Consider the following 23,136-nt stretch of genomic DNA (forward strand, 5'->3'; position numbering starts at 1 on the left):
ATAAAAGGGTGGATACCGATGAAAAAGCAGCAGCCTCAGATTTCGGAGGATAAGATTTTGGAAACCTCGTGGGAGCTTTTGGGGGAGGAGGGTATCGAGAAATTCAGCTTGAGGCGATTGGCCGACCGGCTGGGGATACAGGCCCCTTCTCTGTATTGGTACTTCAAGAGCAAGCAGAATCTTTACCAGCGTTTGGCCAACCAGGTATCAAAAACAATTCTGGAGGAGTTCCACTCCGAGGGGGACTGGAAGGAGCAGCTGACAGAACTCGCGGCAACGGTACGGAGCGTGCTCAGCCGGTATCCCTGCTCCACGCAGCTCATGATGATGACGCTGCCTCACGAGCCGGACATTATCCGGTTCACCAACCGTATGCTGCTATGTGTGGAAGCGACGCCGCTTGAGCAAGAGCAGAAAATGCAAGTGGTTACTACACTTGTGAACTATATTTTCTACTTTGTTCTAGACGATTATCAGCATGAGCGCAATGTCTCCGCTATCCTTAAAGACCAGGGAGTGATTCCGGGTGAGGAGATGATCCGCCTACTGGATTCTATGAGCGAGTCGGAAGCGGGACTGTTCCGAAAGATGCACAAGAACGGGCTGTTCGATTTGATGGGAAGCGATGGGGCGTTTGAGTTCGGCTTGAAGCTGATTCTGTTGGGGATTGAGCAGGTGATAAAGGAGCAGGAGAAGTAGAGTGTAAAAAACGCTCGGAACGATAGTGCAGAAAACATATAAATGAGGCCGCCGCGAGATCAATCGGGCGGCCTCATTTAGCTATCGGGCGGGCAGGATAATGAAGTGATAATATGGAATATAATGGTGGAAAAAGAAAAAGACTTTTTGCTTTGATATACAATCAGGTTAAGTTCACCACGATAACATTGGAGGAATAAGAAATGGAAAATGAATTATTCAATATATTTGATGATAATAAGAAACCGATAGGTGTAGCTACTAGAAGTGAAGTTCATAAAATCGGCTACTGGCATGAAACATTTCATTGTTGGTTCATATATAAAGAGGCAGGCCAAGATTATATTTATTTGCAGATTCGTAGTGATAAAAAAAAGGACTATCCTTCACTTTTTGATATTACAGCAGCAGGGCATATTTTAGCTCATGAAGCGATAGAAGATGGTGTTAGGGAAGTTCGAGAGGAAATCGGCATCAACGTGTCTATAAACGAACTTATATCATTAGGGGTTATTAATTATTGCGTAATAAGTAAAGAACTCATTGATAAAGAGTTAGCTCATGTTTATCTTTTTGAATCAAAAAATTCTTTTAATGATTTTACTTTGCAAAAAGAAGAAGTATCAGGAATTATTAAGGCTGAGTTTAATGAATTTCTTGCACTTTGGAAAAATGACAAAGACGAAATTAATGTTGAAGGTTTCGTAGTTGATGAGCTCGGAAATAGGGTGTTTTTTAATAAAAGTGTGGGGAAAGATCGATTCGTTCCGCATGAAGAATCTTATTATGATAAGGTGTTAAGTTTGATTTACAGTCATTTACAATCTCATTAAAGACAATTCTAGTACTAAAGGCTTTAAATAACAGTGCATATATCTCAGGTGACAATGTAAGCCATTTGCACGTTAACGGTCGTCAAAAGCCCAGGGAAAGCATTGCCGAGTTGTCTCTTATTTGAGGAGATTCATATCGAAAGTTCTATTAAAGACAAGTTTACAAAAGAAGTTTTTTTAGAGGCAACAGGTCGGTTTGGAATTAACTTTGCAGATTCTATAGAACTTAACGGTTTTCAAAATTTTGTGTTTTTAGGGAAACGTGAATCAATAAATGTGATATTAAGGATTGCTCATAATTCACATATGATGGGAGCAGATCGCCGGGCCAGGCAGCTGCTCTTTTTTCTTTCATACTGGAGATAAACTTTCTCTAATGCCTCACAATCCCCTTGTAACTCATTAGTAACTTAGTCATGGTAATTTATTGTTGAAGAACGCTTTTCTTCTATGCATTTTACAATAGATCCTAGGGAGATGATGTAGACTCAAAACATTAGTCAAACTATCGTTAACTTTTTTGATGCCCCGAAATGAAAGCGGATACACACCAATCGAAGCGGAGGAGTTTTTGATGAAAAAAATGGTTTATAGATGGCTGGTTTGCGCCCTTATGGCGGCCCTATTCATGTCCATCATGCCGGCAGCCCAAGCAGCAGGGAGCTTTACATCACAAACTTACAATAGTAGAACTTATAAAATATACGTTCCCGGCGGTTATCAGAAGGGGACTGCCGTCCCAATGATCGTTATGATGCATGGATGTACACAAGATCCGGACCAATTTGCTGCCGGTACCCAGATGAACACGTTGGCCGAATCCAAAAATTTTATTGTCATTTATCCGGACCAACCATCGTCCGCGAATCAAAACAAATGCTGGAACTGGTACGACCCGGCCCATCAGTCCCGTGGCAGCGGGGAACCTGCGCTTATTGCGGGGATGGTTAATCAAGTGAAGAGTCAATATTCCATTGACAGCAATCGCGTATATGTGGCGGGGTTATCTGCAGGAGCGGCGATGTCCGTTATATTGGGCGTTACTTATCCGGATATATTCGCCGCCATTAACGTCAGCTCAGGCTTGGAGTATAAATCCGCTACGAGCTTGACTGCGGCCAACACAGCAATGATTAGTGGCGGACCCGACCCGGTATCCCAAGGCAATGCGGCTTATTCGGCAATGGGAAGCTACAAAAGAATCGTGCCGGTCATCGTATTCCACGGTACGTCGGATTACATCGTGTATCCTGTCAACGGGAACCAAGTCATCAGCCAATGGGCACAAACGAACGATATGGCATCTGACGGCATAGATAACAATAACATCACCGACCAACCAGACTCTACTCAAAATGGCACAGTATCAGGAGGACGCAGCTATACGGTGTACAACTACAAGGACAGCACCACAGGCAGCATCGTTATGCAAAAGTACGCGGTCACCTCTATGGGGCATGCTTGGTCCGGTGGCAGCAGCTCGGGTTCGTATACCGATCCTCAAGGACCCAATGCTTCTCAACTGTCCTATGATTTCTTTATGGCCCATCCAATGAATGGCACTGGAGGCGGCAATGGTGGTGGTGGTGGTGGTGGCGGTGATACGACACCTCCTGTAACTTCGGCCTCACCGGCTGGAGGTACATTCAACGCACCGGTCACCGTTTCATTATCTGCCAATGAACCGGCAACAACCTACTATACGCTAGACGGCAGTACACCTACTACAAGTTCTGCCATCTACTCAGGTTCCATCACGATTAGCGCTACTGCCACGTTGAAGTACTTCAGTGTGGACACGGCAGGAAACGCGGAGACTATCCGTACACAAACCTATACGATCAGCTCGGCAGGAAACTCCTCCACGTTGGTATCCATTGCAGCTGAGGATGGCTTTGCTGGCCAACTTTTAGCCGATGGTTTAAGCACCACCGTTCACAAGATTGGCGATAAAGGGATGACGAACGTTGATACCTACAGAACCATCCTCTCGTTTGATACCAGTCTTCTGCCGAGTACTGCAACAATCTCTAGCGTCAAATTGCGGATTTACCGCAAATCGCTTTCAGGAACAGTAAACAGCATTAGCGTGGATATTAAAAACGGATTCTTTGGAAGCGTCAGCGGGTTGGAGCAAGGCGACTATGGAGCGGCTGCTTCAGCGACAGGCATCGCGACGATTGCCGTACCTGCTTCCAACAATGCTTATACAGAAGTAAGCTTGCCATCTAGCGCCTTTACTTACATTAATAAAACAGGAAGAACGCAGCTTCGGCTTAAAGCGTCCACGCCTGCGGACATCACATCCGATGTTTTGGAAATCTATGGCGGAGAGGATAGTACATATGCGCCTCAGCTTATTGTAAATTATTAGATAGGACGACTAGCAGCCTCTAAATTTCAAAAAAAGCAGCGGAGCCAATGAATCCTGTGGCTCCGCTGCTTCTATAAACGCTTGGAATTATTTTATTGGATTAGAGCCAGCATCTGATAGACTTGGCGGTGATCGCCATTCAACCGGACATAACGACACTGCATTTGGGAGGAACCATCTCCGTCCAAATAGATGCCGTCTACTAATCTTCGGTCGCCTAACGTTTCTAGAATGGCTGTTCGAAACTCTGCTATCGTACAGTATGTAGGTGTAACAATCATATACATGTTCTCTAGATTATCATATACAATTGCCGTACGCATACGACTTTCGTCATAAGCAGGCATCTCCTCAGAAATCATATCGTTCTCCCAACCCAAGCTATCGTTAAGCCTCATACTGACACCCCCCTGAGCCCAATAATGGTGCTTATCTGTTACAGTCAACTCTCCAGCATGCGTGACTACTTGAATCGAGAAGTGTTTCGTGATGTCATCCCAAACGAGTGTTCCACGTTTTAAGTTATTGTCAACGCCAGTGTTGTACCAACCAGAACCGTAATCACCCGGCAATCCTTTGAGAGGTTGATCGTTAATAACCGCAATGCTTAACAGAGCCCCTTCCCAGAAGAATCCTCCGTTAATGCCGTAATAAGGTGTTTTCGTTACATTCGTATCGATGGCCTGAAGTCGGATATTATCCGGAGTAGTCCGAATTGTATGCAAGATGACGCCGTTTGAGGCTTTCTGTTTTTCATACTGATAGTTACGGGGGAATTTAAAATCGTTTTGATAATAGCAAATTAATGAAACAAGCAATACAAAGATAATAAGAAGAATATGAAAGCGATTGAATTTTGTAAGTAACCGTTGCGATAATGTCGAATTGTTCACAAGTTACTCCTTATGGGATATTTTTACTGGAACGACCCTGCCTATGGCAGGAGGAGGCCGGTCCAACGCTAGCCCCTCTACCCTCGCGCTCTATAATGCTGCCGGTACAGCTTCGGCGGTACGCCCGTCTGCTTTTTAAAAGCCTTTGAAAAGCTGAACAAATCCGGATAGCCCACGGTATGCGCGACTTCCGCCAGCTTGAGGGAACTTTGCTCAAGCAGCCGCTTGGCTTCGTTCAGTTTTAAATATTGCATGTACTGCATGGGCGGCATGCCGTAAGCTTTACGAAACTGTTTGGTAAAATGCGTCCGCTCAACCCCCACATGCTCCGCCACGCGCTCCACGGTGATGCCCTCCGCATAATGAATTTGCAGGTACTCTAGTCCCTCTTGCAGCCAGGGAACCGAACGGCCTGTCTCTGCCATCGAGGTCCCTTTGGCAATGTCCGCCACCGCTTCAAACACTTGATAAAACCGGCTCAACCGCAGCAAATCCGAAGCTGGCTGGTCCGCATCGCTCACGCAAATGAATAAGTCCCACATGGCGAGCAAGCAATCTTCGGTAAGCGCCCCGGATAAATGCGGCGTTTGCGGGCTCAGGCCGAGCCGTCCCAAGAGCTGCAGCGCTTCTTTGCCGTCGAATGCTATAAATATTTTGCGCAAAGGCTTCTCCGGGTTCGTGTAATACTCATGGGTCGCTTGCGGGAAAAGGCCGAAAACGTCATGCTTGCCCAGCGGAAAGGTTTGACCGTTCAAGTGGAACGTGCCTTCACCCTCCAGCACAAAGACGAGATAGTAGCAAGGGGTTGTGCGCGGCCCAATATGATAATTGGGTTTGGCGGTATTGGCACCGATGCGAATGGGCCAGGCATTGCCGTTTTTTTCAAATTCCGAGGGGGTCAGGTGATAAATCTCCAGGAATTCGTGATGGTCTTCGCGCACATTGGGTCTCATGACGACACCTCTTTTTTCCAAGTTGATATGAAGGTTATCACCAACATCAAGCTGCTTTCCGCTTATATTAAAGGAAATAGAGTGAAACTACAATCTATTTTCTTCTCGATCATACCACAAAATGATAAATTAATACCGCAAAGTGACATTTACAAGAAGCATTGTCTGCTGGTATTCTAAATAAAACATTGTATTCCTACTAAATTAATCGGATATCAACCGGTCAACTGGAGATATTCACGAGCGCATGACTGCACAGAAACAATGCATAAACGCTTTGAGAGAACAGCGCTCCACTATCATCTAAATTGACGGGAGAGATCCGTATGTCCACACAACAAGAGATCGAGTTCGGATGGTTTTTGCCAACGACGGGAGACGGCAAGTATATAGGCGTTGCTACAGAACGGGAAGCAACATTGAAATATATGATCGATATCGCGCAAACCGCGGAAAAAGCTGGATTTGAATTTGTCCTCATTCCGACCGGCAGCACCTGCTTGGACGCATGGGTGGTCGGCTCCGCAGTGATGAGTCACACGGAGACGCTGCGGCCGCTCGTAGCCGTCCGGCCAGGGCTCGTCGCTCCTGTACAAGCAGCGCGAATGGGCGCAGGCCTCGATCGTTTGTCCGGGGGCCGGGCGATGTTCAACATTGTGACGGGCAGCTCCGTCAGAGACCTGGAAGAGCTCGGCGATCCGCTGGCGCATGCGCACGATGAGCGGTATGAACGCGCGCATGAATTTGTCGATGTGATGAAGCAGGCTTGGAACAACCCGGTCAGCCACCTTGCCCCGACGACGGAACCGCTCACGCACAAAGGCAAGTACTATCAATTCGAGCGGCCCGTAACTTCGCCGAGCACCGTGCAGCAGCCGCATCCTCCGTTCTATCTGGGCGGCAGCTCGCCGGTTGCCAAGCGTTTGGCGGTAGAGAGCGCAGATACCTACTTGATGTGGGGAGAGCCGCTGGATTGGATTCGCGAGCAGCTCGCCGAAATTGAGACGATCCGGGCCTCTTACCGGGAAGAAACCGGCGTCGACCGTCCGCTTCGTTACGGTTTGCGCGCACAGGTGCTCGTCCGCGACACGGAAGAGGAAGCCTGGGCTGCGGCTTGGGAGATTATTTCCAAAGTGCCGCCGGAGATTGTCGCTTTGGCGGAAGCGGAGTTTGCCAAAACCGATGCCACGAATCAGCGGCGTCAGAATGAGTTAAGAGCGTTGTCCAAAAATCAAAATTTTGTCGTGGGACCCAACCTGTGGACCGGACTTTCCATCGTGCGTTCAGGCGGCGCGATCCTCATCGTAGGAACGGCCGACCAAGTATCCGATCGGTTAATCGAGTATGCAGAGCTGGGGATCTCCTCCTTTATCTTATCCGGTTATCCGCACTTGGAAGAAGCAGAGATTTTCGGGCAAGCCGCATTGCCGCTATTCAAGCAGAAATGGCAGCACAAACAGCTTCAAGCGATAACTGTGGAAACGAACTAAGAAGCATCTATTAAGGGGGAATTACTATGAAAAAATTTCGGTTAAAAGGCACCATGCTCATCGCTTCACTCACGCTGCTTTCCGTATTGGCGGCCTGCGGCTCAGAGGGTGCAGCGCCAGCCAGCTCCAGCTCCAGCGCAGGTGCTACCTCCGCAGCGGCGGATACGGGCAAGCCCGTCACGATCTCTTTCCTGCATTTCCGGGGCGAAGACGTGAATTCTTTCAATGGCATTATCACAAAATTCCAGGCGGAAAATCCGAATATTAAAGTCGAAATGCAGACACTTCCGTCTGATCAATATGTAACGGCTGCGCAAGCCAAATTGGCGGATGGCTCCGTGGGCGACGTGTTCGCTTCTTTCCCCGGCTCCCAATTCGAGGCGCTGAACAAAGCGGGCTTGTACACGGATCTGTCGAGCGAGAAGTTCCTTAGCAGCTATAACGAGACCCTGATTCAAGCCGGGAAAAAAGACGGCAAACAGCTGGCGCTGCCCTACCAGCTCGTCTATAACGATCCCATCTACAACGTGAAACTGTTCCAAAAATACAACTTAACGCCGCCGAAGGACTGGGAAGGCTTCCTGGCGCTGTGCGAGACACTGAAGAAGAATGGCATCATCCCGATTGCTTTTGCAGGGGCGGACATCGGTCCAGGTCAGTTCATGAACACGATGGTGATGAACAATCAGCCGAGCACGGATATTTTCACCAAAGTGGAAGCCGGTCAGGCCAAAGTGACCGATGAGTTCTGGGTCAAAACACTGACGCAAATCAAAGAGCTGAACGATAAAGGCTACTTCCAACAGGATGCGCTCGGTACGAAGGATGCGGCGGCAGGCGCGCTGTTCACGCAAGAGAAAGCGGCGATTCTGGCCAGCGGCTCCTACCAGTTGGCGCAAAACAAAAAGCAAAATCCGAACCTCGAGCAGAAGCTGCTGGCACCGATCACGGTGAGCGCGGATCAAGTGAAGGCGGAGGGTATCCATACGACTACGTTCCTGCTGGGCGTGAACAGCAAGTCGAAGCACCCGGCCGAGGCGAAGAAATTCATTGAGTTCTTGAGCCGCAAAGAAATCGCGAGCACGTATGCCAATGAAACAGGCCAGAACGTAACCGTGAAGGACGTCTCCTACACAAGTCCGGAGCTGCAAGTGTCGCTGGAGTGGGCGAACAAGAAGACGATCTTCCAACCGCGCTACAGCATCACGAACGGCGACAACTCCAAAGCGGTGACGAACTCGATTCAAGCCGTGCTCAGCGGCAAATCCCCGCAAGATGCTGCCAAAGAGGCGCAAGCCATCATCGATCAGCATCTGGTGAAATAAAATGACACGGCATCGAGGGCTGTTGTGGTTGTTTTTGCTGCCGGGAACCTTGCTGTATCTCGTATTGTTCCTCGTGCCGACGCTGACGGGCATGTTCTACTCTTTTACCAATTGGGACGGCGTATCGCCGTCCTATGCGTTCGTTGGCCTGAACAATTACGCCAAGACGCTGCAGAACATCGTTTTTCATAAAGCGCTGTGGAACAATACCAAATTTATGCTGGTCGTTGTGATCGCCCAGACGGTCATTTCGCTGGCGCTCGCCTTGCTGGTCGTCAAGAAATCGAAGGCCAATCTGTTCCTGCGCGCGCTGTACTTTTTTCCAACGATTTTGTCGTCCGTTGCGGTGGGGCTCATCTGGTCGTTCATGTACGATCCGTCGATCGGCCTGCTGAACTCGCTGCTCAAACAGATCGGCTTGGGGGCGTGGACGCAGAACTGGACGGGTGGCGTGAAGCTGGCGTTGTTCTCGATCGCCGGGGTTCAGGTGTGGGCGCACGCCGGGCAAATGATGATCGTTTTCGTCGCCGGCCTGCATGCCATCCCGGAGGAGTTGTATGAAGCAGCCCGGATGGACGGGGGCACGCGCTGGCAAGTGTTCCGCAAGGTGACGTGGCCGCTGCTCGCGCCGTCGGCCACGATAGTCGTCGCGTATACGACGATTCAGTCGTTCAAGGCGTTTGATCTGATTTTCACCATGACCGATGGCGGACCGAATTATGCGACGGAAATCCTGACCACGTACATTTACCACACGGCGTTTTCCAGTTATCAATTTGGCATGGCATCGGCGAGTTCAGTTCTGTTCCTGATCCTGCTGTCCGTGCTGACGACCCTGCAATTCAAGGCGCTGCGGGCGGATCGCGTTTCGTATTAAGTCAGAAGAGGAAGTTGGAGCTATGGGAATCAAATGGTTCGGTCGCGTCATCCTGGCGCTGTATGCTGTCTTGATTGCAGCCCCGTTATATTTTGTGTTCATTTCTTCGTTCAAATCGACGCAGAGCTTTTTTGCCTCGCCGCTGGGCTGGCCGCAGCCGTTCACGTGGGATAATTTCAAAGCGATGGTGAACGGCCAGCCGTTAGGCAAATATTTCATGAACAGCGTTGAAGTGACACTGGGCACCGTCTTGCTGGAGCTGCTGCTGGGCAGCTTGATCGCGTACGCGATTTTCCGGCTGGGCGGTCTGACGGGCAAAATCCTGTTCGGCCTCTTCCTGGCCGGCCTGATCGTCCCCTCGCAGGTAAACATGCTGCCGATTTATTCGCTCACGCATAAGCTGGGCTGGTCCGACAGCCTGCTCGGGCTCATTATTGTCTCCGTCACCATGCTGATGCCGCTGACCGTGTTCATGCTGAAGGGCTTCATGCAGGTGCTGAGCCGGGAAATTCTAGAGGCGGGCAGCATCGACGGAGCCGGTGAATGGCGGCTGTATACCCGCATTGCACTGCCGCTTTCTGCGCCATCGCTCGCGGCGACGGCGACGTTCCTGTTCGTCATCGTCTGGAATGATCTCCTCATTCCGATGCTGCTGTTGAACAGCAAGTCCAAGCTGACCCTGCCGTTGGCGATGCTGCAATTCCGCGGGGAGTACGTGACGAACTACCCGATGGTGCTCACGGGCGTGGTCATTACCGCGGCGCCTATGGTTGTGCTGTTCTTGTTTCTGCAGAGGTATTTTATCGCCGGTGTAATGGCGGGCTCGCTGAAGGGGTAAGTGGAAGAGCGTTTGAAAAAACTGCATTTCATACAGGTAAAATAGGGCTTTACCCTCTAAAATGAGTCATTTAGAGAGTTTAGCTCTGTTTTAACCTGTACGATTTGCAGGTTTTTTTCTTATATTTGATCGGCACCCTTTGTTAGTCTAACGGGAGGATATGGATAATTCCTTATAGAAATAATTGGAAACATAACTTAGGGAGTATGAATATGTCTAATCGAGTGCAACGGAAATTTAAAAGAGCGATGAACAAAATTTCGAGACAGGAAAGAAGCAAAAAGCGGTTCTTCAGTTTTTTGGAAAACGATTTGATCACCGGATACTACGCCAAAAGGAAGTCAGATAAGTTGAAAAAAGCGATCATTAAGGTGCTGAAGTTTATCATGTGCGGTATTTTGGTGGTTCTAGGCATCTCCTTGATTCTATTGATGAATCTCGGGGAAAGGGGGACTAGTAACTTCTCGATCCTTCTCACCATAATTTCGGCTATGTCGGGAGTACTGCTTTTATTTGGACTGCTTCACCCTCAAGTAATTTATGCAGCGGATGCCTTCAAATCTAGGTACGACGTGTTTAAACTGTTTGGCTCGTTAACGGCGGTTTTTATCATTCTTGATTTTTATAACTTTTTTGTTGGATATATAAATAATGACCCTGTTAATTAATCTTCAAAGATTCTTCAAAGATCCCAACAGACGAGGGTAAACTAACTGGGAAACTAACGAAGAACTTTAACGCAACTTTATACCATCCTAATGAGTAAAATTTGGTGGGGTGGAAAAATGAGGTTTTTTTTGGTGTTGTTAATATTTATTTGTTTAATATGCGGGTGTAGTAGTAGGCAGGTTGATGTAAGAAGTAAATCAATGCTTTATGATTTTTCTGAACCTTTTAGATTTCCATTTGAAGTTAATGAGGTTCGTTCCGAAATCGTGATTGACGATCCAGACTATCTCCAACAATTTGTTTTTCATTATAAAAACAAGCAAACTATGCAAGAAATAAGATACATTTTAAGCAAAGTTATTGATAAACCAGAGGAAATACCTAAACAAAGCAAGCAGCCTTTAGAACTTAAGAGTGGCAAACAAGCGTATTATCAAGAAGACATGACTAGTCAATCAATATGGTGGGAAGGTCAAAATGGTTTCTTAGCTCGATTTGTTTATTATATTGACGGTAATCGTGAGCAGCTCGGCAACAATAAATTAGCTCAATCCGAGCTGGTAGATTTGGTGAATCAGCTTCAACAGTAACGTGAATAAAAGTTATTTTCGCACTGGAATAAACCTAAACGAAGCCGTTTCTACTTATGAATATAATTTAGGTGAACTTGAGCAAATTGAAAAACATAAATCATTTGTCTGGATAAGACCAGAACATATGGAGCCAATAGGCGATAAGACAATATTTGAAATAAAAAGAATACTGGAAGAGCAGATAAATGAATGCAAGGAGATACTTAACGAAATACCAAACGGTGAAGGGATTTTATATAAAACTATGATGACAGTAAATGATCTTGGAAAGATTGATGTATACCAGTATATCTATTTCTTATGTCAGCATGCCAAACGTCATATTTCTCAAATGCAAAGTGTAAAAGATGAGTTTGTAAACAAACATTGAAACCATAAACACAGCTTCGCCTCAGCCGGAACTTAGCCGCCCAAGTGAGAAATCACATGGCGGTTTTTTTATTCCGTACGCAGAAATCGCTTGGTCTTCACTAGCTCCTTAGCCTGCTGCTTGCCCGCTGTCAAGAGGCTGTCGCTAAGCTTGGCATCATTTACAGACCGTGCCAGGACAAGCGCGCCGACCATGATGCTAATCAGGGCACTGCCAGTTGATTTGTGGATTTGCGCCAGATCAGAAATAAAATCAATCATCCGCTGCAGCTCGCGGGTAAAGACTTGACGCACCTCATCCGAGGATCGGGATATTTCGCTGGAAAGGGCAGGGAGAATGCACCCCATCTCCGTTTGATCACGATGATCCGAGCTTAAATAGAAATCGATAACCGCATCAATTTTAGGTGCTCCCTCCGCCATCTCAGCCGCTTTTTGCAAAAGTGAGATTGTATCGCTTATGGCATAGCGGCAAGTTTCCGAAACTAATTGTTCTTTATTCTCAAAGTGTGAATAGAATCCCCCATGCGTCAGACCGGCGCCTTTCATAATGAACGGAACGCTGATGTCGCGTATTCCATTCGTGCGAAACGCTTTAGCAGCGCTTTCGATGATACGTCCCCGAACTTTCATCTTATGGCCATCAGGATATGGCATCGCAGTCACCTCTTCATGCAAAACTCGTCTTCAAAATATTATAGATATCATAATTAAAGAAGTCAATTTCACGAAAGTGTTGACTGCCTTAAAATATGATGATTATAATATATTACGAACATCATATTTTAAAAAGTGAGGTGTGAGGCAAATGAAACCTTCCTTTGAGAAGACTTAAGGAGATCTTTGGCAGCAAAATGCAGACTATTTTAGGAGAATGAAAGAGGGAGAACTGGACAATGAAATTTAAAATGGGTTTATATTTTGCAATCGCGATTTTGCTTATCGTAGGAGGTACGCTTCTTGCTGTAAACGGGAAAGATGCCGTCAGCCAAGCGGAGTACAAGAAACAAGCCGTGCTTGAGGCGGAGCAGAAAACGGTTATTTACGACAAGGGAGCGGGGACAGTTGTCAATGTCAACACGGCAGCTGGCGGTTCCGTCACAAAAGGCACCCCTTTACTTAAAGTACAATTCGAAGGGGGCGAAGAGAATGTATTGGCGCCGGATGACGGATCGGTTAGCCAAATCGCAGTAAAACCGGGAGATCGTCTCGTGCAAGGGAAGCCGGTTGCCATTTTGCAAAAAAACACGTACTATGCGGACTTTTATGTACAAGAGGATGAGATTCAAAAACTTAAGGTTGGCCAAAGCGTTAACGTTCGTTTTCCGTATATGAATCGTCCTGCGAATGTTGACGGAGTCGTCGCTACAATTGCTTCCGCTCCTCAATTTGCGAGCTTGCGTATGACCCGCGAAAAAGGGCAAGCTGATTTAAGCATGTATGCCGTCAGAATCGCTATAGATGCCAACAACGATCTCCTTCCGGGCATGACTGCGGAGGTGGACCTCCGATGAAATCGCTGATTGAGGAGTGGAAATACGTAGCAGGCAGCAAATATGCAATGGTCATCTTTATAGCTCCGCTCATTGCGGCTTTGTTTTTCGGGTTCATGTTCTCCAAAAATCAGATTAACAAATCGCCGGTTGTTGTCATTGACGAGGACCATAGTGCGTATTCGCGGGAATTGACTGCCAAACTCAATGCCTCCCAATATTTGAAGGTGACAAACGTATTTCCGAACCCCGTGGATCCTGAAACACTGCTGACGAACGAAAAAGCCGTTGCTGTCATTGTGCTTCCTGTCCAACTGGAGCTGCGCAAGCTGCAAGGGCTGTCCTCCAACATCGGAATTTTGATGGACAATTCGATGCCTTCGGGGTTAACCGGAATTCGTACAGCCATTCAGGAGATCATCACGACGGAAAATATGACGCATTCCATGACCCGCCTCGCCCTGCAAGGAGTTGACCCCGAAACGTCGAAAGGGCTCATCTCTCCGTTGTCGCTCCAGCAGCGAATGCTGTTTAATCCGACAACAAGCTTTATCAGCACGATGGTGATCGGTTTTGTGAATATTGTTGCGTTAATGCTGACAATCGGTGCCGCCGGCGCTATCGCTCCTCGTCTTCGAAAGGAGGGGAAGCTGCTGGAGAGCGGCTTTTCGCCTCTGCAGCTTTGGGTCCGCAGTGTGCCGTATGCCGTTTTGACTGCCATTTCATTGCTACTAAGCTATGGACTATTAAAGCAAGTCGGGAATATGCGATTCGTGGCGGAGCCTTATCTTTTTATCGTGCCATTGCTGCTTTATTCTTTGGCCTTGTCTCTGTTGGCAATGTTCATTGGTTATTCAGCCAAAGATGCATCAAAAGTAAGCTCGCGGATGAGCGTGATCTTGTATCCGTCGTTCCTTGTGACCGGCATTCAGCTGACTCCGCTTGCCTTGCCGACTTTTTTTCAAGTCACCGCTTGGCCGTTGCCAATGAACTGGCTTAACCGATTCATACGAGGAATGGGGTATCGGGGCGGCACGCTAACGGCGTACGGCTTGGAGATCGGGGCCTTGTTGATCATTATTGGGGCTGCGTCCTTGTTCATCGGACTGCTGATGCTTCGGGAAGCGCGTAAATTAAAGGCCATCATGGGACAGAATATGATCATCGGAGGAGAAATGCAGTAAAATGGGAATAATTGTGATCTTACTGTGAAAGGAGGTGTGATTATGGATAATTATTCAGCAATTAGTGGATCCGGAGATCAAAAGTAAAGATGGTTTGGATTCTCTAATAAGAATGCATTATGGCCTGTTGAGGGTACTTCGTAGGTTATGATAAAATGATAAGATACCAAGAGAAAAATGAGGTGAGAGCTTGGACCGACTTTATGATATGCTGCAATTTAACTCGGAGTTTGTAGAGAAGAAAGAATATGAAAAATATAAAGCATCTAGATTCAAAGATAGAAAAATGGTCGTTGTGTCTTGTATGGACGCAAGGCTTACCGATCTTCTTCCCCGAGCGCTCAATATTAAGGATGGAAATTCCAAAGTCATTAAAGATGCTGGAGCGATTGTTTTACATCCGTTTGGCAGCGTTATGCGCAGCGTGATTGTCGCCGTATATGAATTAAATGCCGATGAAGTGTTTGTGGTCGGACATCATGATTGTGGCATGGGTTGCATTGACCCTGGCGAAACGATTAATAAAATGAAGGCGAAAGGCATATCTTCCGATACGATCGCCACCCTTGAAAGTTCCGGTATTAATCTGCAGCAGTGGCTGCACGGTTTCGACAGTGTGGAAGATTCCGTCAAAGGAAGCGTGCATACGATTAAGAACCATCCGCTCCTGCCAAGAAACATTCCCGTTCATGGTCTTGTAATCGACCCGGAAACAGGAAAGCTGGATTTAATCGTTGACGGTTATAAAGATCAGGAATCGTAGGAGAAGCTAACTGGAAATCTCCCTCTAAGGCGTTCGATAAATGACCTCACAGGGAATATAGAAGAAAAAACTCCCATTAATTTGACCGAATTGAGAGAATTCTCATGAAATCGGCCAAATAGAGGGAGTTTTTCCTGTTAAAAGGATCTGACAAGCTTCTACAGTCAAATTAGAGGGAACTTTTCCCTTAATTTTACAATGGAAGAATAACTGTACAAAAGGTTGCCTCACAAGTCGTAGAAATGACCGTACCTGCTCCCGTTGTCATGAAAAATGGATAATATGTATGTTTTGCTCTGACAATAAGCCTCTCAAAAATGACATATTCAGGCCGGTCAGCCTAACCGATGCGCGCCCGATTATTTAGAAACCATCATGCTCTGGAACCGGGGAAGCACGGGGGCTTTGACAGCACAAAAACGACATATTTACTAGAAAGACTGCAAAGTTTAAGCTTCATTTTGTAAGCGCTAGCAGCTTGTTTCGTTTTGAGACAGCGATGCCTCGCAGGAAAGCATGTTGCAAGCGTGATCATAATAGCGAACAGAGCCGGGTGGTTAGGGCCTTCGTTGATTATGACGGATTGCATAGAAGATCATAAGGGAGGACAGGCAATTGTTGAACAGAAAGAAGAAAGTCATGGCGTCCGCACTCGCCGCAGTGATGGCAATAACCGTACTGAGCGGTTGCGCGAGCAAAAAAGAGAACGAGAACGCTGCAAGCGCCAGCGGAAACTCGAAGGAGAGCTCCTTGAATAAAGAAGGGTTCCCGATTGTGAAGAAGCCGTTAACCTTATCCATCATGGCACCGGATATGGGGATTCAGAACTGGAAGGACATGCCGGTTATGCAGGAGATGGAGAAGCTCACGGGCATCAAGATCGAGTACCGGAATGCTCCCCGGGACAGCTTCGATACGAAGAAGAACCTTGTTTTCGCCAGTGGCGACTATCCGGACATTTTCTTTGCATCCAAGCTTACGCAGGCCGAAGAGCAGAATTATGGAAGCCAAGGTATCCTGATTCCTTTGGAGAAGCTGATCGATGAATACGCACCGAACATCAAGAAAGTGCTGGCAGATAAGCCGGATATTCGCAAGTCGATCACAGCGCCGGACGGACATATTTATTCTCTGCCCCGCATCGAGCCTTATCAGCCGTGGTACCGAAATCCGATGTGGTACAACGGCAAGATGCTGAAGGAGCTCAATGTGACGAAACTGCCGGAGACGACGGATGAGTTGTACGACCTGCTGAAGCGTGCCAGAGACGAAGACCCGAACAAGAACGGCAAGAAGGATGAGATTCCTTTGTCATCTTCCTCAGGCATCAAGCTGAGAGATATCCGCACGTGGATTCTTGGCGCATTCGGAGCGTATGAGGAAGAATTGTACGTCGACGATAAAGACAAAGTTCACTACACACCGGCTGAAGAGGCCTATAAAGGCTACGTGACTTACTTGAACAAGCTGTGGGCGGAAAACCTGTTGGATCACGAATCCTTCTCGCAGACAGATGATCAGAAGAAGGCCAAGATTAAAAACGATCAGGTGCTCCTGTTCTCCGACTGGCATGCCTATATGTCGCACGGCGGGAAGCCTAACACCGAGGACGTGATGTTCAGCCCGGTCCGCAGCGACAAGGTGAGTGCCCCTGTTATCGCTAAAAACAAAGGCTTCTCAACAGGCACGTTCGCGATCTCCAAGTCGAATCCTTCTCCGGAAGCGTCGATCCGCTGGGTAGATTACATGTACTCTCCGGAAGGCGAAATGCTGTTCAACAAGGGGCCAGAGGGCATTCTGTGGAAATATACGGACAGCTCCAAATCCCAAATCGAGTATCTGCCTGTGCCGAACGGAGAAGATAGAGAGACGTACCGCTCCAAGATTACGCCTAACTTCGGTATCGCTTCGCCAATGGTAGTACCGGATGAGCCTGTAAAAGACGAGTTCGCGAAATGGGTGGAAAACGAGTCCAAGACCAAGCTGCTGGACCGTGGCGCACGCGTGCCGTTCCCAGCGTTGTTCTTGACGGATGCGGAATCGGGCGAAGTGGCGGCATTGCGTTCCGATCTCACTACGTACGTCGCGCAGATGGAAGCGAAGTTCATCACCGGACAGGAGTCTCTGGACGGCTGGGATAAATATGTGCAAACGCTGAAGAAAATGGGCTCGGACCGATTCCAAGAGATTTACCAAAAAGCATACGATCGTTGGAAAAAGAACTAAAGTAGGCCTAAACAATAGAAGCGGGTGTAAAGGTGGATTTGGCCTTTATGCCCGCTTTTTTCGTGTTATCCAGCAAAGGCTGCGACACGAATCAAACAAGCTCCCCGCCGCCGGTCAAGGCTTGCAGGGAGCTTGTCTTGGATGATGCGATGTATGACCTAAAGGGGTGAGGTCGGTCACCTCTTGATTAGACGAGCCCCTCGTCCATAGCCTTGCAAATCAAGGCTGCGAACAAGCTGTTGGACCAGGCGAACCAAGGTCTCGAGAAGTTGGAAGGGTCATCCGGGTGGAAACCTTCGTGCATGTAGCCGGTATTCGCATCCGTAGCGATCAGCGTCTGGATCAGTTCTTTGATCTCGTCGGCATTGTTGGAGGTCAGCGCCTGCACGGACAAGGCCATGTGCCAGACATAGCCGCCCGGCGTATGCGGGCTGCCGATGCCTTTGGCGTATTTGCCCTCGAAATAATACGGATTATCGAAGCTAAGTGCAAAACGGCGCGTATTCTGGTAGATCGGATCGTCGATGCCGGTGTAGCCGATGTAAGGGATCGTGATCAAGCCCGGCGTTCCGGCATCGTCCATCAGGCAGTAGTTGCCGTAGCCGTCGGTTTCGTAGGCGTAAATTTTCCCGTATTTCGGATGGTCGACGATGCCGTAGGTTTGGATGCCGAAGTCGATCTCCGCGCGCAGCTTCTCGGCGCGTGCAGCCAGGCGCACATCGTTGTAGATCTCTTTTGCAATCTCGATGATGTGGCCGAGGATGACGACGGCAAACATGTTGCCCGGAATGTTGTAGCCGTACAGATTAGCGTCGTCGCTCGGACGGAAGCCGGACCAAGTCATGCCGGTGTAGTTGGAGCGAAGACCGCGCCCGTTGTTTTGCAGTGTTTCCGTATGCAGCTTCGTTTGGCGGGTAAAGTGATACAGGGACTTCTGGTCATGATGCTGCTCGGTGATCAGCACGTTCACGATGGAGGTTAGCGCTTGGTAAACGGAAGTGGTGAAGATATCGGTGATTCCAGTTTCCTTCCAGTAAGCATGCAGAAGCTGCACCGGGAAGCAGAGAGAGTCCAGCTCGTACTTTCGCTCCCACATCCACGGGTTCAGGTCGCAATCGTCCGTATCACGGTAGTGCTTGTCGCTTGCACTTTCATTGAAAGCATTGGTGTAAGGGTCGATGTTGATATAGAACATCTGACGGGCAATCAGACCGCCTAAGATACGCTGCAGGTCCTTGTCATGCTTGGCAAACGGAATGTAATGGCGAACCTGCTCGGTCGAATCGCGCAGCCACATGGAAGGAATATCGCCGGTAAATATGAACGTGGTGCCGTCGTCGAGCAGCTTGGTCGTTGTTTCCAGCGTGTTGGGGAAGCAGTTTCTGAACAGCTTCTGCAGCTTCGGGTTGTGGGCGAGCTTAAGGTCGGCTTCGTTCAGGAATTCGGTAATAGATGCAGGTAATTTCATAATAGATGTATTCCTCCTATGGCAATGGATTTAGGATTGCTTGGGTTGAAGGGCATAAGTCATAATCTCGCACTTGCCTGCCGTGTCACGGATAAACCCGTCCGCGATTTCGGCTGGTTCGTGCCGGCGTTCCAGAATGTCGCTCCGGTAAGCTGAAGCGACCGGGAAGGAAGGATTCAGCGTCACCGGCTCAGCCTCGTTAGCGAGATTGTACATACGGACTATGATATCGTCATGGTCCAAGGACATTTTGAACGCTGACAGCGCAAGCGACGGGCCGCTCCAAGTTAGCGCTTGATGCTCAGCCGGAAGCGAGCCCTGCTGCCGACCCGGCGTAAGCGTATGGAACCACGGCGATTGGAATTGATACGCTGCGGCGAAGGTGCCGGATTGAATCGCGGTGCCTGCGTGCGGATAGATCGCGAACTCGACCGTGTGATCGCCAAGACATTGCGCTTCCGGCGTCGGGAATACGCCCCAATCCCCCAGCTCAGACACGCTGCGGAGCAGAGTGACGGCGATTGTGTTCTTGCCGTCGCGCAGAATCTCATATTCGTTCAGCCCTTTGTTGGCGACCGTAAGTCCGATCGTGCCGTCCGATACGCTGACGAAGGCTTGCTGGTGCTGCGCGTTGCTCGGGTTAATCCATTCCTCGGCTGGCGTCGTATCGCGCTCGGCAGCCTCGAAGATCGAGTCGGCCAGATGTGTCGCCGCCGTCAAGCCTGTAGGGAACAGCACCCGGAGGCGGTGGTCCTTGGCTTGGTTATGATAGGACGCGGATACGTGCACGCCTTTGCCGGACTGCTCCAGGCTGATGCGGGTAGTCAACTCAAACGACACCAGATTGTTCGACCGCGAAGCGGTACGCTTGCGGAATGGAACCATTTTCCGCTTCTCTTCCTCGAACAGCTCGGATGCAGAAGCCGGAATGAGCCAGGCATGCTTGATCTCATAGGTAACGCGATAAGGCTCGGATTCCACTAGCGTCACTTGAGCCTTGAGGCCTTTGGTCGTCAACCCGACATCCCCGTCAGGCTGGCGGAAGACGTATTCGTTGCCCAGATCGCCGCAGTTCTCATACACGCCCAGACCTTCGTAGGCATGGCCCGTCGCCTTGTCGAGAATATCGTAGGAGCCGTCTGCATGGATGCGGACCGCAATATGCGCGTTGGCCATGCCGGAGTCCGTCACAACAAGCGGGCTGTGCGGGTGTGGGGCTTCGACTTGCGCAGCCCGCTCGCTTACCCAAGCCCACGTCTTGAAGCCGAGCGCCGGAACCTGCTGCGCCTCGAAGGTTAGGGCGATCCTGCGTGCCATGTAAGGCTGCCGGAATTTGTCCTTCGGCAGTTCGTAGCCGAAGTGTACGCCCAGATCCTCCGCCTTGACTGAGAGGGACTGTCCTTTGTCATCCAGAAGCACGCCTTTGTCCAAATTCAAAGGCAGTTGAGCCAGACGCTCCGCGATTGCCGGCGGGTTCGGCCCCTCTTTGAAGTAGGACTTGGCGGCGATCAACTCGATACGGACAGTGCCCGTACGCTCCCAGCCGGTCATGTTGTAGATCGTGACAGGCAGACTGCCTTCCGGCCAGGCAGCTACGCCAGCGGTGTCGATTTGTCCGGCTATAGCCTGCAAGCTTTCGTCGATGATCGTCTCGGTCAAGTGCCGGCTCTTGTCAAAGCGCGTGACCATCTCACGGTGAACTTCGTCCACACTGCAGCCGCAGATGCTGTCATGCGGGTGGTTCTGCATCAACGTTTTCCACGCATGGGTGAGAAGCTGATGCGGGTAGGCTTTTCCGCTCGCCAGTGTGGCCAGTGCAGCAAGCGGTTCTGCGCCTTTCTCCAGCAGCGTCTGTCCGAGTTGGTTCAGCTGTTTCAGATAGACGCGGGCGGACGCAGTATTGACCAGCGTACCCCAACCGTCCGTATGCTGGCTGCGCAGCTCCCCTTGGATGGTCACCAGGTTATCTGGCAGCTCCTTCTTGAGCGCGTCGATATAATGCTCGAAGCTGGAGTGTATGAACTCCACATCCGGGTACAGCCCTTTGGCGGTATCGATAGCGTCGCCAAGATCGCGCTGAATCGGCTGATGGTCGCAGCCGTTCATGAACAGCAGTTCCGATGTGGATGCGTATTTCTGCGCATCTCCGAGACGCTTGTCCCAGAATGCCTTGGCCGCCTCGGCTTCCACCGGAACTTCGTTCCCATTGCTGTACCAGTTGGCGAACAAAATCCCGAGCACCGTGGAGCCGTCCGGAGCCGACCAGTACATCTCCGAGTATGGCGATTCATAGCCGGAGCCGTTCGTATCAATGACTACATTGTCGAAGCCGGTAGGCTTTACGCCTCGCCCGAACACGGCCGTATCGATATCCGCCTGCTTTAGCAGCTGTGGCGCTTGCCCCATGTTGCCGAAGGAATCGGGGAAGTAGCCCAGCTTGGAGATGACGCCGTACTTGGCGGCATCCTGATGCCCGATCAACAGATTGCGGACATTCGCTTCCGAGCTGGTCAGGAATTCATCCTGCAGGACATACCAAGGTCCGATAATGATACGGCCTGCCTTGATGTAGGCTTCCAACTGCTCTCTTTTTTCAGGATGAACCTGCAAATAGTCTTCGATAATAATCGTTTGTCCGTCCAAATGAAAATAATGGTACCGGGGGTCTTGCTCCAGCATGTCCAGCAGATCGTTCATCAGCTCTGTCAGCAGATAGTGATGGCGCTCATACGGCATGTACCACTCTCGATCCCAATGGCTGTGTGAGATCAGATGAGCCGCTTTCCTTGTCATCGAATTAAAGCCTCCTTTGGTCTTCGCGTTCAAACGCATAAGGCCCGGATTCGCAAACCGAGCCTCATAACTTCGTAGACAGATTCACACATCTTGCAGCGGTTGACAATATGTATGATTTGCACGGGGATAATCGCATGTAAAAACGACATAGCGCCCCCGGAAATATAACAATAAGGCCAATCGTAACGCTTAGTCTGGGCCTGCCGGAAAGCTGTAGAATGACAATGCAGATTTGACATATTTACGGAGGACCCCGGTTTTCACTACACTCTAGATGACGATTGTAAGCGTTAGCAGCAACCGAAAAAAGCAGAGAAAGGAGAGGATGGAGAAAATGAGCACAGGGATTGGGCAGACAGCAAGAAGCACGAAAGCGTCAAGCAGCGGTGCACTGCGCACGAGAATAATGAAAAACTGGGAGCTGTACGTATTTATCGCCCCGGCTTTTTTGTATTTCTTAATCTTCCAATACGGACCGATGTACGGGATTCAAATTGCCTTCAAAAATTTCACCCCGTCCAAGGGCATCTTCGGGAGCGACTGGGTAGGGTTCGCACATTTTGAGCGCTTTTTTCATTCCTACTATTTCTGGGATTTATTGTGGAATACACTCAGCCTAAGCCTCTATGAGCTTCTGATCGGGTTTCCGCTTCCCATTATATTGGCTCTTGCTTTCAATGAAGTGCGAAATGGTTTCTTTAAGAAAAGCGTGCAAACCATTACGTATGCGCCGCATTTTATTTCTGTAGTCGTTATGGCGGGGATGGTTATTACCTTCTTGTCTCCGTCGACGGGAATCATTGTAAAGTTGATAGAGCTGTTCGGTATCCAGTCACCGGCCTTTTTGACCGATCCGGGCTGGTTCAAGACTGTGTACGTCTTTTCGGGCGTCTGGCAGAACACAGGCTGGGGGACGATTATTTATTTGGCGGCATTGTCAGGCGTAGACCCGCAGCTGCATGAGGCGGCCATCGTCGATGGAGCGAGCCGTTTCAAACGTGTTATCCATATTAATCTTCCGACGATTGTGCCGACAATTACCATTCTATTGATTCTGAATGTGGGCAATATTTTGGGCGTGGGCTATGAAAAAGTATTGCTTTTACAAAACCCGCTTAACATAAATTCGTCCGACGTGATTTCCACATTCGTCTATCGAACGGGGCTTGTCAGCGCGCAGTACAGCTTCTCGACAGCCGTAGGCTTGTTCAACTCGCTGGTCAATGCTGTCCTGCTAATTACCGTCAACAAAATTGCCAAGCGCACAAGCGAAACAAGCTTATGGTAGACAGG

20 protein-coding genes are annotated in these 23,136 nt (G+C 49.1%); 15 read left to right on the forward strand and 5 right to left on the reverse strand.

Annotated features, from left to right (window positions below; all coding sequences use genetic code 11):
- The first annotated feature begins 18 nt into the window (after positions 1 to 18).
- From AC3WRW_RS26705 to AC3WRW_RS26715, 3 genes are all read left to right on the forward strand, one after another.
- Positions 19 to 699, forward strand: a complete 681-nt coding sequence (locus AC3WRW_RS26705) for a TetR/AcrR family transcriptional regulator (RefSeq protein ID WP_492549260.1) — start codon at positions 19 to 21, stop codon at positions 697 to 699.
- A 203-nt stretch (positions 700 to 902) separates the two neighbouring features.
- Positions 903 to 1,532, forward strand: a complete 630-nt coding sequence (locus tag AC3WRW_RS26710) for an NUDIX hydrolase (protein ID WP_492549261.1) — start codon at positions 903 to 905, stop codon at positions 1,530 to 1,532.
- A 574-nt stretch (positions 1,533 to 2,106) separates the two neighbouring features.
- A complete protein-coding gene (locus tag AC3WRW_RS26715) occupies positions 2,107 to 3,906 on the forward strand; it encodes an extracellular catalytic domain type 1 short-chain-length polyhydroxyalkanoate depolymerase (RefSeq protein WP_492549262.1) in 1,800 nt (599 codons plus the stop codon).
- A 92-nt stretch (positions 3,907 to 3,998) separates the two neighbouring features.
- Here AC3WRW_RS26715 and AC3WRW_RS26720 read toward each other — a convergent pair whose 3' ends face one another.
- Together AC3WRW_RS26720 and AC3WRW_RS26725 are read right to left on the reverse strand one after the other, a co-directional pair.
- Entirely contained in the window at positions 3,999 to 4,631 is a 633-nt protein-coding gene (locus AC3WRW_RS26720) for a hypothetical protein (protein ID WP_492549263.1), read from the reverse strand.
- A gap of 245 nt (positions 4,632 to 4,876) precedes the next feature.
- Positions 4,877 to 5,752, reverse strand: coding sequence for a helix-turn-helix transcriptional regulator (locus AC3WRW_RS26725; RefSeq protein ID WP_492549264.1), 876 nt, complete (start codon positions 5,750 to 5,752; stop codon positions 4,877 to 4,879).
- Positions 5,753 to 6,078: 326 nt separating this feature from the next.
- Between AC3WRW_RS26725 and AC3WRW_RS26730 the strand changes: the two genes are divergently transcribed.
- The 7 genes from AC3WRW_RS26730 to AC3WRW_RS26760 all read left to right on the forward strand — a co-directional run bounded on the left by AC3WRW_RS26730 (position 6,079) and on the right by AC3WRW_RS26760 (position 11,914).
- Entirely contained in the window at positions 6,079 to 7,242 is a 1,164-nt protein-coding gene (locus tag AC3WRW_RS26730) for an LLM class flavin-dependent oxidoreductase (RefSeq protein ID WP_492549265.1), read from the forward strand.
- Positions 7,243 to 7,268: 26 nt separating this feature from the next.
- On the forward strand, positions 7,269 to 8,567 hold the full coding sequence (locus AC3WRW_RS26735; RefSeq protein ID WP_492549266.1) for an ABC transporter substrate-binding protein: 1,299 nt from the start codon (positions 7,269 to 7,271) through the stop codon (positions 8,565 to 8,567).
- Position 8,568: 1 nt separating this feature from the next.
- On the forward strand, positions 8,569 to 9,444 hold the full coding sequence (locus AC3WRW_RS26740; protein ID WP_492549267.1) for a carbohydrate ABC transporter permease: 876 nt from the start codon (positions 8,569 to 8,571) through the stop codon (positions 9,442 to 9,444).
- Positions 9,445 to 9,466: 22 nt separating this feature from the next.
- Positions 9,467 to 10,282 carry a carbohydrate ABC transporter permease gene (locus AC3WRW_RS26745; protein WP_492549268.1) on the forward strand — a complete coding sequence of 272 codons (816 nt, stop codon included), beginning with the start codon at positions 9,467 to 9,469 and terminating at the stop codon, positions 10,280 to 10,282.
- 248 nt (positions 10,283 to 10,530) lie between these two features.
- Entirely contained in the window at positions 10,531 to 10,950 is a 420-nt protein-coding gene (locus AC3WRW_RS26750; protein WP_492549269.1) for a hypothetical protein, read from the forward strand.
- Between the two features lie 90 nt (positions 10,951 to 11,040).
- Positions 11,041 to 11,541 (forward strand): hypothetical protein, encoded by a 501-nt coding sequence (locus tag AC3WRW_RS26755; RefSeq protein ID WP_492549270.1) that lies wholly within the window; start codon positions 11,041 to 11,043, stop codon positions 11,539 to 11,541.
- A 1-nt stretch (position 11,542) separates the two neighbouring features.
- Positions 11,543 to 11,914, forward strand: a complete 372-nt coding sequence (locus AC3WRW_RS26760; protein WP_492549271.1) for a hypothetical protein — start codon at positions 11,543 to 11,545, stop codon at positions 11,912 to 11,914.
- Between the two features lie 68 nt (positions 11,915 to 11,982).
- Here the strand turns inward: AC3WRW_RS26760 and AC3WRW_RS26765 are convergent, their stop codons facing one another.
- On the reverse strand, positions 11,983 to 12,570 hold the full coding sequence (locus AC3WRW_RS26765; RefSeq protein WP_492549272.1) for a TetR/AcrR family transcriptional regulator: 588 nt from the start codon (positions 12,568 to 12,570) through the stop codon (positions 11,983 to 11,985).
- A 239-nt stretch (positions 12,571 to 12,809) separates the two neighbouring features.
- Here AC3WRW_RS26765 and AC3WRW_RS26770 point away from each other — a divergent pair, with 239 nt between their 5' ends.
- The 4 genes from AC3WRW_RS26770 to AC3WRW_RS26785 all read left to right on the forward strand — a co-directional run bounded on the left by AC3WRW_RS26770 (position 12,810) and on the right by AC3WRW_RS26785 (position 17,579).
- Positions 12,810 to 13,427: a biotin/lipoyl-containing protein gene (locus AC3WRW_RS26770; protein ID WP_492549273.1), complete on the forward strand. Its 618-nt coding sequence runs from the start codon at positions 12,810 to 12,812 to the stop codon at positions 13,425 to 13,427.
- Entirely contained in the window at positions 13,424 to 14,590 is a 1,167-nt protein-coding gene (locus tag AC3WRW_RS26775; RefSeq protein WP_492549274.1) for an ABC transporter permease, read from the forward strand. Before AC3WRW_RS26770 ends, AC3WRW_RS26775 begins: the two co-directional genes overlap by 4 nt.
- A gap of 190 nt (positions 14,591 to 14,780) precedes the next feature.
- Positions 14,781 to 15,353 carry a beta-class carbonic anhydrase gene (locus AC3WRW_RS26780; RefSeq protein ID WP_492549275.1) on the forward strand — a complete coding sequence of 191 codons (573 nt, stop codon included), beginning with the start codon at positions 14,781 to 14,783 and terminating at the stop codon, positions 15,351 to 15,353.
- Positions 15,354 to 15,971: 618 nt separating this feature from the next.
- On the forward strand, positions 15,972 to 17,579 hold the full coding sequence (locus AC3WRW_RS26785; protein WP_492549290.1) for an extracellular solute-binding protein: 1,608 nt from the start codon (positions 15,972 to 15,974) through the stop codon (positions 17,577 to 17,579).
- Between the two features lie 187 nt (positions 17,580 to 17,766).
- Here AC3WRW_RS26785 and AC3WRW_RS26790 read toward each other — a convergent pair whose 3' ends face one another.
- A complete protein-coding gene (locus tag AC3WRW_RS26790; protein WP_492549276.1) occupies positions 17,767 to 19,047 on the reverse strand; it encodes a glycoside hydrolase family 125 protein in 1,281 nt (426 codons plus the stop codon).
- A 30-nt stretch (positions 19,048 to 19,077) separates the two neighbouring features.
- The gene (locus AC3WRW_RS26795) at positions 19,078 to 21,840 is read right to left on the reverse strand and encodes an alpha-mannosidase (protein WP_492549277.1); all 2,763 of its coding nucleotides are present in this window, start codon (positions 21,838 to 21,840) and stop codon (positions 19,078 to 19,080) included.
- A 337-nt stretch (positions 21,841 to 22,177) separates the two neighbouring features.
- On the opposite strand from AC3WRW_RS26795, the gene AC3WRW_RS26800 reads away from it, so the two are divergent.
- Positions 22,178 to 23,131 carry an ABC transporter permease gene (locus AC3WRW_RS26800; protein WP_492549278.1) on the forward strand — a complete coding sequence of 318 codons (954 nt, stop codon included), beginning with the start codon at positions 22,178 to 22,180 and terminating at the stop codon, positions 23,129 to 23,131.
- The last annotated feature ends 5 nt before the right edge of the window (positions 23,132 to 23,136 follow it).

It is taken from the genome of Paenibacillus sp. FW126-R14 (assembly GCF_058789495.1).

Excerpts from the sequence above, each read along its gene's own strand:
- AC3WRW_RS26715 (WP_492549262.1), top strand. The coding sequence starts at position 2,107 with ATGAAAAAAATGGTTTATAGATGGCTGGTTTGCGCCCTTATGGCGGCC.
- AC3WRW_RS26775 (WP_492549274.1), top strand. The coding sequence starts at position 13,424 with ATGAAATCGCTGATTGAGGAGTGGAAATACGTAGCAGGCAGCAAATAT.
- AC3WRW_RS26800 (WP_492549278.1), top strand. The coding sequence starts at position 22,178 with ATGAGCACAGGGATTGGGCAGACAGCAAGAAGCACGAAAGCGTCAAGC.
- AC3WRW_RS26745 (WP_492549268.1), top strand. The coding sequence starts at position 9,467 with ATGGGAATCAAATGGTTCGGTCGCGTCATCCTGGCGCTGTATGCTGTC.
- AC3WRW_RS26765 (WP_492549272.1), bottom strand. The coding sequence starts at position 12,570 with ATGCCATATCCTGATGGCCATAAGATGAAAGTTCGGGGACGTATCATC.
- AC3WRW_RS26790 (WP_492549276.1), bottom strand. The coding sequence starts at position 19,047 with ATGAAATTACCTGCATCTATTACCGAATTCCTGAACGAAGCCGACCTT.
- AC3WRW_RS26710 (WP_492549261.1), top strand. The coding sequence starts at position 903 with ATGGAAAATGAATTATTCAATATATTTGATGATAATAAGAAACCGATA.
- AC3WRW_RS26750 (WP_492549269.1), top strand. The coding sequence starts at position 10,531 with ATGAACAAAATTTCGAGACAGGAAAGAAGCAAAAAGCGGTTCTTCAGT.
- AC3WRW_RS26755 (WP_492549270.1), top strand. The coding sequence starts at position 11,041 with ATGAGTAAAATTTGGTGGGGTGGAAAAATGAGGTTTTTTTTGGTGTTG.
- AC3WRW_RS26725 (WP_492549264.1), bottom strand. The coding sequence starts at position 5,752 with ATGAGACCCAATGTGCGCGAAGACCATCACGAATTCCTGGAGATTTAT.
- AC3WRW_RS26730 (WP_492549265.1), top strand. The coding sequence starts at position 6,079 with ATGTCCACACAACAAGAGATCGAGTTCGGATGGTTTTTGCCAACGACG.
- AC3WRW_RS26705 (WP_492549260.1), top strand. The coding sequence starts at position 19 with ATGAAAAAGCAGCAGCCTCAGATTTCGGAGGATAAGATTTTGGAAACC.
- AC3WRW_RS26740 (WP_492549267.1), top strand. The coding sequence starts at position 8,569 with ATGACACGGCATCGAGGGCTGTTGTGGTTGTTTTTGCTGCCGGGAACC.
- AC3WRW_RS26735 (WP_492549266.1), top strand. The coding sequence starts at position 7,269 with ATGAAAAAATTTCGGTTAAAAGGCACCATGCTCATCGCTTCACTCACG.
- AC3WRW_RS26770 (WP_492549273.1), top strand. The coding sequence starts at position 12,810 with ATGAAATTTAAAATGGGTTTATATTTTGCAATCGCGATTTTGCTTATC.
- AC3WRW_RS26795 (WP_492549277.1), bottom strand. The coding sequence starts at position 21,840 with ATGACAAGGAAAGCGGCTCATCTGATCTCACACAGCCATTGGGATCGA.